Below are 11,333 nucleotides of genomic sequence, written 5' to 3'. Positions count from 1 at the left end.
TGCTGATAGCCCTTCCTGAAGAACATTCTGCTGCCATGATTGAAAAACTAAATGAAGAGCACCCCTTTACCAGTTTTCTGATCGGCAAGATCATGGAAACAGGGCAAGGAAAAATCAGTGTGGAATGATCAGCAACCAACCTGAAAGAGTCTATAACAGGGCAACAAATGAGCAAACAAAAAGCGATGAACGACGGATATAACTGGAACAAAGTGCGCAGGGCCTTTGGATTAACCAGAGAGTTAGCCTATTTTCAAAGTGCTGGAATGTCGCCCATTCCCAAAAAGGTTTTAAAGACCATTGAAAAGGCATACGAAAAGATCTATCTGCATGGGGATATGTATTGGCCCGATGATATGGAACAGGTTGGGGAACTCAGGGGGATGCTTGCAAAGCATATCAACACAAAGGCTGAGAACATCAGCGTGATGCAAAACACCTCTACCGCCTTTTCCATGGTAGCATTGTCCCTGAAGAAGGCTTTTGGCGAAAACTTTAACATGATATCCACCCAGGACGAATTCCCTGCCACCAATGTGCCTTTTGAATATCAAGGCATCCAAATTAAATATGCACAACCGGAGGACGGCCGTTACCCCGTGGAAAAGCTCATGGAGCTGGTGGATGAAAACACCCGCGGTATCCTTTGCTCCTATGTGCAATATGGCACAGGCTTCCGTCAGGACCTGGAGGCTTTGGGCAAGGCTGCAAAAGAAAAGGGACTGCTGTTCATCGTGAATGCCACACAAGGATTTCCCATCTTTCCCATAGATGTTGAAAAGATGCACATTGACCTACTTACGGCTTCCCTTCACAAATGGGGTTGTGCGGCACACGTGGGGACCCTGTTCTTCACCTCTCCCGAATACCGAAAGCGTTTCCCCGCCCCCATTGCAGGCTGGCTATCGGTGATGCCCCCGCCTGACGACTTCATCCCAACGGCCAAAGGAGCATCCCTGACGGTTTATCCCGATGCCATGCAGTATAATTTTGGGACCATCAATTTTCAGAACCTCCTGGGCCTGAAAACCGCCTTTGAGTTTATGGAAGAGATCGGCTGGGAGAGGATACGCAAGCGGATCCTGGTATTAACCGATAAAACCATTGCCAGGCTGATGCAAATCGAAGCGGTGGAAATCTTAAGCCCCCACAGCCAATCCTACGAACAATCGGGCATCATCAGCATCAACCTGAAGGGTTACAGCAATCCGGACTGTGTAAGCTATCTTGATAAAGCGGGCATTGTCACCTGCCTCAGGCAGCATAACATACGGATATCCTGCAACTTCTTCAACAACAGGGAAGATATTGACCGTTTGGTTGAAGGCATCAAAGGATACCTTCAACAGGCTGAAAAAAGTAAAGGAACTTAAAGCATCTCATCCGCTACCTGACGAATAATATCCCAGGCCTTAGCCACATGCTTCTCGGTGGTTAGTCGTGAACCTATAGCCAGGCGAAGGGTGTATTTGCCCTTCAGGCTGGTATGGGTAAGAAACACCGCCCCCACTGAATTGATCTTTTCCAGGAAGCGCTTGTTCAATTCGTTGAGCTGATCCTCATCCAGCCCTCCGGGGTTCAACCGAAAACAGACCAGGCTAAGCTGAACCGGCGCCAGGATCTCAAAGCGGGGATCTTTCTTCATCCACTCAGCGAATATGGCAGCAAGGCGCACGTGTTCCTTAACAAAGGCCTGTATGCCCTCCACCCCATACGATCGGATGACAAACCACAGCTTCAGCGCCCTGAAGCGGCGCCCCAGCGGGATGCCCCAGTCGCGGTAATTCTTAACTTGCTTGTCGGCAGCCGTCTTCAGATATTCCGGATGGACCTCAAAGGTCTGGATCAGCATCCCGGGATCCTGAACAAAAAAAGCCGAGCAGTCAAAATTGGTCAGCATCCATTTATGGGGATTAAATACCAGCGAATCGGCCTTTTCAATGCCTTTCATAAAGCCGCGCATTTCAGGCACCACGGCAGCAGTACCCGCAAAGGCCGCATCCACGTGCAGCCAAACCTTATGCTTCCTGCAGATATCGCCAATGGCATCCACCGGGTCCATGGCCATACTGGAGGTACTGCCAATGGCGGCCACCACACAGGCAGGCCGGTAACCTGCTTTGAGGTCTTCTTCAATCGCTTTTTCAAGGGCATCGGGAATCATCGCAAAGGCCTCATCGGTGGGGATGATGACCAGGTTCTCCCTGCCGTAACCAGCGATCTTTACCGCCTTCTCAATGCTTGAATGCGCCTCGGTGGAGGCATACACCCTGAGTTTTTGCTGAATCCCTTTCTGATTGGACTGCAAACCTGTGACCTTCTCTCTGGCCGTCAGCAGGGCAGCCAGGGTCGCCGAAGAAGCAGAATCCTGGATCACCCCCGTAAAGGTCTCCGGCAACCCGATCATCTGCCTGAGCCAGTCCATCACCCGCTCTTCCAGTTCAGCCGCAGCAGGCGAGGTCTGCCAGATCATGCACTGGGCGCCCAGCCCTGCAGTAAGCAACTCACCAAGCACTGAAGCAGGACTGTTGTTGGCAGGGAAATAGGCCATCCAGCCGGGATGCTGCCAATGCGTCATCCCCGGAATAATCTTTTCCTTAAAGTCACGGAAAATATCATCCATCGATTCCCCTTTAATCGGCGGAGCAGTGGGCAGTTGCCGGATGATATCCCCAGGCTGAACATCAGGTTTTACTGGATATTGCTCAATGTTCTCAAAGTAATCGGCCAGCCAGTCAATGAACTCGTGACCGTGTTTGCGGAAGGTCTCTTTATCCATAACAGGAAAAATTTGTCCTCATAAATTACTTGTTATTATTCGTTTTCCATATTTTCAGCCGCGATGTTTTTTTTGCGCCACCAACCCGAAACTTTTCCGTTTATCTCCTTGTTAATAAATCAAATAGCTCTTGGTTAATGTAATAATTTCCCGTCCCAAGTTTTTCTTTTCTCAGCATTTTATCCTCAGATAATTTATTCAGATAATTTGCGGCCGTCAGCCTGGTAACACCCAGATCCCTAACAATAAATTCAATCTTTGTATAGGGGTGTTTGAATAAATTATTCAGCAGGTCCTGACTATAAAACTTATAATTCTTTCTTAAGCGGTGTTTATAGTCAAGCATCAGCTCCTTGATTTTCTTAATCAGATCAATCGTTTCCCTTGAGGTGACTTCAACACCCCGGATAATGAATAAAATCCACTCCTCCCAAAGATTCTCATCCCTGACCTTTTGAAGATAGCTGTAATAATCCTGCTTGTTTTTGATGATATAATTGCTCAAATACAAAACCGGTAAGTCTTGAAGCCCCCGAAGAATGAGGAACAGTATGTTTATGATTCTTCCTGTCCTGCCATTGCCGTCATAAAAAGGATGAATGCTTTCAAACTGGAGGTGAATGACGGCCATTTTAACCAGGGGGTCAAAATCTTCCAGTTCAGGATCATTGATGTATTTTTCAAGATTTGACATCAAATCCACGATCTCATTATGATCCTGAGGCGGGGTATAGATGACTTCTCCGCTTAAAGCCTTTTTCAATACCGTTCCCGGAAGTTTTCGAAACCCCGCTTCATTGTCTTCAAGGATTTCCTGGACTTCGAGGATCGTCTTATTGGTCAGTAATTTTGTTTTTGAAACCAGCTCAAAGCCACGTTTCATTGCAGAAATATAATTCTGCACCTCCTTGGCTTCTGATGATTTAAAACCATCGAGATTTAACCCGGACTTATAAAGTTCATCGTGGGTGGTAATAATATTCTCGATGGCTGAACTGTCCTTTGCTTCCTGCAAACCAAGGGTATTAATCAGGATGTTCTGATTTGGAATGCTCGACGCAATGCCTTTTAATTCAGCCAATGCAGCATGGGCTGAAAGCAGGGCTTTTAAAACCTTCTTGGTCTCAAGGTCAATTTTTAAAGGCAGTTTTTGTAATCCCCAGCTTTCCATTATGTATGGATTTTTTATTTTTCTATACAAAGATAACAAACTATGTATAATTTTTTAAAAAAACTATACAAAGTTGGTCGGATATGTATAAAAAAATCGCTTTTTTATCCATTTAAACCCGGACAGGTACCCGGAAAGGGCATATCCCCTCAGGGGGAATGACTTAAAACCCTGATATTCAGGATGAATCTCTTTACAAAAAAACGCCTTCCCGGGCCTCCCCCTTAGCCCCTTACCTCCTGCTTCGGATCAGCGCCACGATGGCCGCCACGAACATCACCCCCGATAAGCCCAGAAAGAATCCGCTCATAAAATCGGTGAAATTCCCGAATAGGGTAAACCGCTCGTTCAGCGATGACAAGGTGTTTGACAATAATCCAACCAGCAGGAACACCAGTCCCCATACAAATTTCTTGTTTTCCATGATCTCAGGTTTTTATCATTTACCTCCGGGAACGCTTTCAGCAAAACTTGCCTCTGGGGAAGGATTATCATTGAATTTCCCACTGGTCCTTCCATTCCTGCCCGCGGCAAGTTCCTGCCTCTCAGCCTCCGCCATCACTTCCGGTTTCAAGGTGCTCATCCGTAACCACAAAGGTACAGTCCTCCCTGGCATTCCGCCCATCCCTGCTCTCACGGGTCCAGTTGGCCGGATCCAGGAAGTCTATTACAAGCACCTTGTCATTGGTCACCCTGATAGCAACCGAATCGATGATCTGCGTGCAGGTGTAGGTCTCATCCACAAAATGACCCATCCGGTCATCCCAGTAGATCTCCTTCTTTTCATTGGAATTGACGGTTACAGGGCTGCTTTCCCCGAAATGGGTGTAGAGCTTTACCGTGATGTCTTCCGACGAACGGTTGTCAAGGGTCTTGGTGAAGGTAGTGCCGCCCTCACACGAGCCCAGGAAAAGCATCAGGGCTATGGCAACAAATACGTACAGGTTTTCCTTTTTCATGCCTTTTTAAGGGATGGGTGCAGGATTTCCGTTCCAAAATTAAGATTATCCTGGTTTCCGGGCAACAATAAATACCGCCGGAATCCCGGGCATCACCTTTTCGGATTCAAGGATCTGGAAATGCTGATCTTCCAGCAGTCTTTCCACATCCTTAGCACTGAACCAGTTGATGTTCAGGGGAAAAAACCCAAGTTTGTTCATCAAAACCCAGGTCACCACTTGCAGGCGGGTTTTCAGGGGCATTTGCTCCTTAAAGCAGGCTGTGGTCGAGATGAACACCCCGCCCGGCTTCAGCAGTTCATAGATCCTGCCCAGTACCGCTACCGGGTCCTCCAGCAACTGGATGATGGCAAAGGCGATGATGCTGTCAAAGTAATTTTCCTTTAAATCCCGGCTGAAGATGGTCCCCTGCGAGAAAGAAACATTCGCAAGCTTCAGGGCATCCTTCTTGCTGTTTGCCAGCCTGATCATCTCAGGCGAAAGGTCCAGCCCGTGGATGTGCCCCACCCTTTCAGCCAGGGCCCTGGTCTTGGTCCCGGTGGCACAGCCGTAGTCGAGCGCCTGGTCCTGCTTGCCCAGGTATTGACCCATCCTGGCAAATAATTCCTCATAAAACGCTTCAAACCGACCCTCGCCCGCATCAAAGCGCCCAGCCTGCTGGTCCCAGAATGCCTGGATCTTCTGTGTCATGGCTGTCTGTATTAAATGGTTGATCCCCTGCAGTTTTTCCCATCCTTCGCACCCAAAGTTGGGGAAACCCTTTCAAATGTAGGGAAATAAAAAACTGTTTTGCCGAATCTCGGAAAAAATCCGGGCATCAGGCTCTTTTATCTGAAGGGATTGCCTACCATCATTCCCTGGCCGGTCCAGTCGAAACCCGTTTTGCCCTGGTACTTTCAGAAAAATCTGATCAAAAGGGATAATTCCCCTAGAAAAAAAACCTTTCGTGCGTGAAAGCTCACCCACGAAAGGAATTTTCAAAGGCACAGATCAGTCAGGCCGCACCCTTGCGGCTGAATACTGAATGCTAAACCTTCTTCCCGATATAAAACATATATCCGTAATAGGCTTTATACCGGGCATATAACTCTGCCTCGTAACGCATCGAAGCGGCAAATTCCCTGGCGGCCTGGTTCCCTTCGTATTCTTTCAGGAAGGATTCGCGTCTCCGCGCCTGCCAGGCATAATAGTCGGTCCAGATCGTCTCGGGCAGGATATAGGTGGCCACCGGAAGATAACCCGCTTTTTGCATCTGGGCCACCTTATTGGGGATGGTATCGATCTCGGGATAGGCCTTTTGCCAGTAATCCCGGATTTCGTCAGGCCGTTCTTCGCTGAACCAGGTATTTTCGGTAACGGCAATGTACCCGCCCGGTTTCAGGAATTTCCGCCATTCCTTCAGTCCCCGTTCAAATCCGATGTTATAGATCGCCCCTTCCGACCAGATCAGGTCGAGTTCTTCTTCCCCGAAGGGAAGGTTTTCCATGTCGCCGACCAAGCCTTTCACCCGGTCCTGGAGATTCCTCTTGCGGGCTTCCTGGTTGAACTGGTCAATAAAACCCGGCCAGGAGTCCACACCGGTGATTTCACACGGGGTGTTTTCTCCCAGCACCATCGTCTGACCGCCCGTTCCGCAGCCGATATCGGCTATCCGCGACCTTTCGGTAAGACCGTCAATGAAGCCCAGAGCTTTCAGCGTCTCCCCGGCGTTCCCGGGACCCTGGCGTTCGGTGTCTGAAAAAAACGAATAAATAATATTCAGATCAAATTCGTGGATGCTCTTATTTTCGTTGTCCATTTTCTTTCTTATTGTTGCATACCCGGAAAGCATCGCAATGCCTTCATCATCGCACGCAGATTTAAATAATAGGGTTGTAAAAGAAATCAGCCCCCGGAAAGGATGATCCGGGAAAAACGGGGGTACGATCCAACCTTAAGGCAGGGATCGTTTACAGAACAATATCCGAATAAGAAATAAACATCCAGTGATTTTACGGGTTCAAAAGTACGAAAAGGTAAATGATCCGGAAAAAATTTTTAATCCATTTTCCAAACTTTTTCTCAAAGTCTGGCAAGTTGCAGGGGGGACGAAAAGCTTATTCCACCACCATCTCCCCCTCCCCCACGCCTGCGGCCAGGAAGAACCCCAGGGCGCCGTTGCTAAGGTTTCCCGGGACATTGGCCGGCGGGCCGGTGAAAGGGCCTCCTGTCGTTCCCTGGTTGCGTCGCAGGGCGAACAGGAACTGGGAATAGGCCTCCGACACGCGGTACTGCTCCACCCGCAGCACATCGCCCGCCACGGGCGCTTCATCCCCGGCCTCCAGCAGGTAAACGGGCGTGCTGATGGCCTGCCCGTTAAGGCCCTGGTCATCGCTCGCTAACACCTCGTTGATCGAGTCGGTGAGCAGCACGCCATTGAGGTAAACATAATAAACGTAGAAATCCTGCGTCTCGGGAGGGTCCTGGAAATGGACCATCAGGAAGTCGCGGCCAGGCAGGGCGGGATGGGGCAGCAGGGAGAGGCTGTCCACCACCGGCGCCGGCAGCATCTGTGAGCTGGCCTCATAGGTCTCGCCCTGGTAATCTATGCTCAAATGGTAGGTATTGCCCGCCACCCCTGCAAAGCCTTCCGGCAATGCGTAATAGCCCGGGTGCTCCTGGCTCAGCAGCCATTCCTGGCTCCCGTCGCCCAGGCTCACCACGGCATCCTCCACAGCAGGAGGAGCCTCATTGAAGAAATAGCTGGTGCTCAGGCTGAGCCTCAGCCCGTGCGTGCCCGGACGGTCTGTGATCTGCCCCTCCACCACCAGGCGGGTGTTACTCGAATTCAGCTCAAGCTCGATCTTCTCGGAACAAGCTGAAAAGACCAGCAGGGTAATCAGCACCAGGACAATATGTCTGCGATTCATCATGATCAGAAAAAGAAGTTATAAGTTACGGCCGGGATGATGGGGAACAAATAAACCTTGTAAGCGTCGACTTTTCCCGGCTCATTGTTGTCGGGCCTGAAGTCTACCATCCAGGTGTTCTTGCGGTAATAGGCGTTGTACACCGAGAAGTTCCACTCGCTGTGGAAGCGCCGGTCGGGTCTGTGTTTTCCCCTCAGGGTGGCCCCCAGGTCGAGACGGTGGTAATCGGGCAGGCGGTAGGCATTGCGCTCGGTATAAACCGGCACCAGCTGTCCGCCATAGGCAAAGCGCCCCGAAGGGAAGGTCACCGGCGCCCCAGTGGTATAAACCCAGGTAGCAGACAGGGTCAGCCGCCTGGAAATCTCGTAATTCATCACCAGGTTCAGGTTGTGCGTCCGGTCAAAGGAGGACACATAAGGCCGGCCATCGTTGATGGTCTCGATCTGGCGCTCGGTGCGCGACAGGGTATAGCTGATCCAGCCATTCAGGCGGCCGTCGAGTTTCCGCAGCAAAAATTCCGCCCCGTAGGCCCATCCCTTCCCAAACCTGAACTCCCCCTCTATCCTGGGGTTCAGCAGCAGCCAGGCATTGTCGCGGAAGTCGATTTGGTTTTGCATATCCTTATAGAACACCTCCACCGACGACTCGACGATCTTCCCCTTCAGGGGGATGTTCTGGAAATACCCCAGCGCAAACTGATCGGCGATCTGGGGTTTGATCATTTTGGAGGAAGGCACCCAGATGTCGAGGGGGTTGCCCCCGTCGCTGTAGCTGGCCAGGTGCAGGTATTGCCTGTTGCGGTTGTAGCTGGCCTTCAGCGAGGCGTTCTCCGAGAGGGAATAGCGCAGCCCCAGCCGGGGCTCCAGGCCTCCCCAAGTGTTGTATATCTCACCCTGGCGATATACAGTGCTGTCAATGTATTGAAAGTCATCGTCGAAGTTGTACACCGTGGCAGGGCCTATGCTCTGGAAGGCCGAGAACCGCAGGCCGTATTCTGCCGACCAGCGCTCGCCCAGCTTCTGCTCGTTGCTGATGAAAATGCCGTGCTGAAGGGCATTCGAGCCCTCCGCCCCGATCTCGCCAAACAGGCTGGTATCGTCGAGACCTTTGAAGATGCCGGGATTAAAACGGTGGAAAAAGCTGGAGACACCGGCCTTCACGCTGTGGTTATCGTTGGGAAACCAGGCAATGGCAGCTTTCAGCCCCAGGTCGTTGTTGCCCGATTCCCAGAGGAAATTGGTGCTGCCTCCCTCGTTTTTCAGGGAGTAGTCGTAGCCCCCGTAAACCAGGTTCACATCCAGCAGCCAGTCGGGGTTCAGGATATGATTCCACGAAAGTGAATAGGTGGTGTTGCCCCAGCCCATCGTAAAGGGGTCCTGATCGCCAAAACGAAATACATCGCGCCCGTTGTAGGACGAGAACTGCAGGCGGTTCCTGTCGTTGATGCTGGCAAACAGCTTGAGGTTCAGGTCATAAAAGAACAAGCGGTTGTCGATGATGTCGGGGTTATTGGCCAGGGGCAGGAAGATATCGGCATACGAACGGCGGCCAGCGGCAATGAACGAGATGCGGTCCTCCAGGATGGGCCCCTGCAGCATCAGCCGGCTGGAGATGCTGCCAATGCCGCCCGAGCCGCCAAAGCGGGTCAGGTCGCCTTCCTTCATCCTGACGTCGAGCAGGGATGACAGCCGCCCCCCATAGCCCGCCGGGATGTTCCCTTTATAAAGGCTGATGTCTTTCAGCACATCGTTGTTAAAGACCGAGAAGAAGCCCATCAGGTGGGAAGCGTTGTACACCGGGGCCTCGTCCATCAGGATCAGATTTTGGTCGATGCCGCCTCCGCGCACGTTGAAGCCCGATGCCCCTTCGCCGGCCGACTGCACCCCCGGCAGCGTCTGTATCACCTTCAGGATATCCACCTCGCCCATAAAGGCAGGCACCTGGCGGATGCTCTGGCTGGGCAGCCTGACCACCCCCATCTCGGTGCGCTCCACGTGCTCGCCGGCGCGGCGGTCCTGCACCACCACCTCCTGCAGCACCTGGTCCTGCGGCTCCAGGGCAATGTCGAGATGGAGCTGGTTGCGCACATCCACGCGGATGGCCCTGGTTTGATAACCCACAAAAGACACCTCCAGCACGTGGATGCCCGGTGGCAGCGAAAGGGAATAATAGCCGCCGGAATTGGCGGCCGCACCGATACGCAGCTCACGGGCAAACACCGTGGCGCCCGGCAGGGCCTCCCCGCTGGCGGCATCGGTGATGCGCCCCCTTACCACGTTCTCGGGCAATGTCTCATCAGCCAGGACCGTGAAGCCCGGGAGCAATATAAAGAGGATGAACAATATCTTTTTCATAAACGCTGTAACAAGGGGACAACGGGTCCCCTATACACAAACAACGGGCGGGGAAAAAGGTTGATGATGACCCTGATAAAAAATGGCGGTTGGCAGGAAAATTCAAGGTTTAAGGTTTAAGGTTTCGGGTTCAAGGTTCAAGCCTGCATGCCGGCAGGCAGGGTTCAAGAGCTTCGCCTGTCCGCTAACCAGCGGATTTAAGGTTTAAGGTTCAAGGTGGGGGTCTTACTCCCCCCTTGGGGGGGGTTGGGGGAGGTCGTTGGGTTTCTGGTTTAAGGTTTAAGGTTTCAGGTTTAAGGTGTCGGGTTTCGGGTCTTGCCCCATGCCCCATGCTCCATGCCCCAGGCCCCATGCACCATGCTCCATGCTCCTTCCCCGTTCGTGCCCACTCGAACCACACAAGAACATCATTCGAACATGGTACGAAGAAGGTAGGTGGAAGAGAGGTGAGAGGTGAGAGGTTGAGAAGTTGAAAAGTTGAAAAGTTGAAGAAGCCTTAACCTTGCCAAAAGCCAAGAGCCAACAGCCAACAGCCAAGAGCCAGACTCAGCCGCGTAGCGGCGACAGTATGGTAGGAGGATTCCACGGATTTTAACGGATTACACGAATTATGGGATGGGCCAGTTGATCAACAAACCTGCCGGGGATCAATAGCCGTAGCCTTCAGGCTACGGGATTGGGGGCACTACACCCTTTGGGGGTTTTAACCCAACAAGGAAAAGATTTGGGCTAAAGCCCCCATCCGTGGTGCATTTGGTAAACCCGGCATAAATGCCGGGCCTATTAATTTCTGCTGCTGCCAGGGATCAATCGCAGGGACAGGGCATGCCCTGTCCCTGCATCATCCGCGTAATCATCCTGCCAAACGGTCGCCGCTACGCGGCTTTAGGGTGGTGGTGACCCGCTTTTTCTACCATACGATCACCGCTACGCGGCTTTTTGGCTGTTGGGTATTTGCTGTTTCCGCTAGCCAGCGGATATTGGCTCACCTCTCACCTCTCACCTCTCACCTCTCTTCTCCTGGCTGAGCGGAAATTGCATTTCCGCTCTGAACAATGCAGAATTTGAAATTCTTCAAAAATGAATGGTTTAGGTAAACCAAACCATATGATTACAAATTATCCATTTTATAGAGCGGCATTACAAATGCCGCTCAACCGG

The 11,333-nt window shown here is 51.5% G+C and carries 10 protein-coding genes; 2 read left to right on the top strand and 8 right to left on the bottom strand.

The features are described 5' to 3' along the window. Positions 1-167: 167 nt before the first annotated feature. Positions 168-1,373 (top strand): aminotransferase class V-fold PLP-dependent enzyme, encoded by a 1,206-nt coding sequence (locus V2I46_02315; GenBank protein ID MEE4176323.1) that lies wholly within the window; start codon positions 168-170, stop codon positions 1,371-1,373. Here the strand turns inward: V2I46_02315 and V2I46_02310 are convergent. The 8 genes from V2I46_02310 to V2I46_02275 all read right to left on the bottom strand — a co-directional run bounded on the left by V2I46_02310 (position 1,370) and on the right by V2I46_02275 (position 10,172). Next, positions 1,370-2,779, bottom strand: coding sequence for a pyridoxal-dependent decarboxylase (locus V2I46_02310; protein ID MEE4176322.1), 1,410 nt, complete (start codon positions 2,777-2,779; stop codon positions 1,370-1,372). The genes V2I46_02315 and V2I46_02310 overlap by 4 nt on opposite strands. Positions 2,780-2,879: 100 nt before the next feature. Continuing rightward, positions 2,880-3,950 (bottom strand): Fic/DOC family N-terminal domain-containing protein, encoded by a 1,071-nt coding sequence (locus V2I46_02305; protein MEE4176321.1) that lies wholly within the window; start codon positions 3,948-3,950, stop codon positions 2,880-2,882. A 232-nt stretch (positions 3,951-4,182) separates the two neighbouring features. Further along, positions 4,183-4,374, bottom strand: a complete 192-nt coding sequence (locus tag V2I46_02300) for a hypothetical protein (GenBank protein ID MEE4176320.1) — start codon at positions 4,372-4,374, stop codon at positions 4,183-4,185. A 121-nt stretch (positions 4,375-4,495) separates the two neighbouring features. Then, positions 4,496-4,909 carry a hypothetical protein gene (locus V2I46_02295; GenBank protein ID MEE4176319.1) on the bottom strand — a complete coding sequence of 138 codons (414 nt, stop codon included), beginning with the start codon at positions 4,907-4,909 and terminating at the stop codon, positions 4,496-4,498. Positions 4,910-4,954: 45 nt separating this feature from the next. Then, entirely contained in the window at positions 4,955-5,599 is a 645-nt protein-coding gene (locus tag V2I46_02290) for a class I SAM-dependent methyltransferase (GenBank protein ID MEE4176318.1), read from the bottom strand. 337 nt (positions 5,600-5,936) lie between these two features. Continuing rightward, positions 5,937-6,707 carry a class I SAM-dependent methyltransferase gene (locus V2I46_02285; GenBank protein ID MEE4176317.1) on the bottom strand — a complete coding sequence of 257 codons (771 nt, stop codon included), beginning with the start codon at positions 6,705-6,707 and terminating at the stop codon, positions 5,937-5,939. A gap of 298 nt (positions 6,708-7,005) precedes the next feature. Continuing rightward, a complete protein-coding gene (locus V2I46_02280; GenBank protein MEE4176316.1) occupies positions 7,006-7,821 on the bottom strand; it encodes a DUF4249 domain-containing protein in 816 nt (271 codons plus the stop codon). A gap of 2 nt (positions 7,822-7,823) precedes the next feature. Continuing rightward, positions 7,824-10,172 (bottom strand): TonB-dependent receptor, encoded by a 2,349-nt coding sequence (locus V2I46_02275; protein ID MEE4176315.1) that lies wholly within the window; start codon positions 10,170-10,172, stop codon positions 7,824-7,826. A 771-nt stretch (positions 10,173-10,943) separates the two neighbouring features. Between V2I46_02275 and V2I46_02270 the strand changes: the two genes are divergently transcribed. Then, positions 10,944-11,072 carry a hypothetical protein gene (locus V2I46_02270; GenBank protein MEE4176314.1) on the top strand — a complete coding sequence of 43 codons (129 nt, stop codon included), beginning with the start codon at positions 10,944-10,946 and terminating at the stop codon, positions 11,070-11,072. Positions 11,073-11,333: the final 261 nt, after the last annotated feature.

This window comes from Bacteroides sp. (assembly GCA_036351255.1).
Taxonomy (GTDB): Bacteria; Bacteroidota; Bacteroidia; order Bacteroidales; family UBA7960; genus UBA7960.
This window is presented reverse-complemented; position numbering and strand designations above follow the sequence as displayed.

Excerpts from the sequence above, each read along its gene's own strand:
- V2I46_02315 (MEE4176323.1), top strand. The coding sequence starts at position 168 with ATGAGCAAACAAAAAGCGATGAACGACGGATATAACTGGAACAAAGTG.
- V2I46_02310 (MEE4176322.1), bottom strand. The coding sequence starts at position 2,779 with ATGGATAAAGAGACCTTCCGCAAACACGGTCACGAGTTCATTGACTGG.
- V2I46_02305 (MEE4176321.1), bottom strand. The coding sequence starts at position 3,950 with ATGGAAAGCTGGGGATTACAAAAACTGCCTTTAAAAATTGACCTTGAG.
- V2I46_02300 (MEE4176320.1), bottom strand. The coding sequence starts at position 4,374 with ATGGAAAACAAGAAATTTGTATGGGGACTGGTGTTCCTGCTGGTTGGA.
- V2I46_02295 (MEE4176319.1), bottom strand. The coding sequence starts at position 4,909 with ATGAAAAAGGAAAACCTGTACGTATTTGTTGCCATAGCCCTGATGCTT.
- V2I46_02290 (MEE4176318.1), bottom strand. The coding sequence starts at position 5,599 with ATGACACAGAAGATCCAGGCATTCTGGGACCAGCAGGCTGGGCGCTTT.
- V2I46_02285 (MEE4176317.1), bottom strand. The coding sequence starts at position 6,707 with ATGGACAACGAAAATAAGAGCATCCACGAATTTGATCTGAATATTATT.
- V2I46_02280 (MEE4176316.1), bottom strand. The coding sequence starts at position 7,821 with ATGATGAATCGCAGACATATTGTCCTGGTGCTGATTACCCTGCTGGTC.
- V2I46_02275 (MEE4176315.1), bottom strand. The coding sequence starts at position 10,172 with ATGAAAAAGATATTGTTCATCCTCTTTATATTGCTCCCGGGCTTCACG.
- V2I46_02270 (MEE4176314.1), top strand. The coding sequence starts at position 10,944 with ATGCCGGGCCTATTAATTTCTGCTGCTGCCAGGGATCAATCGCAGGGA.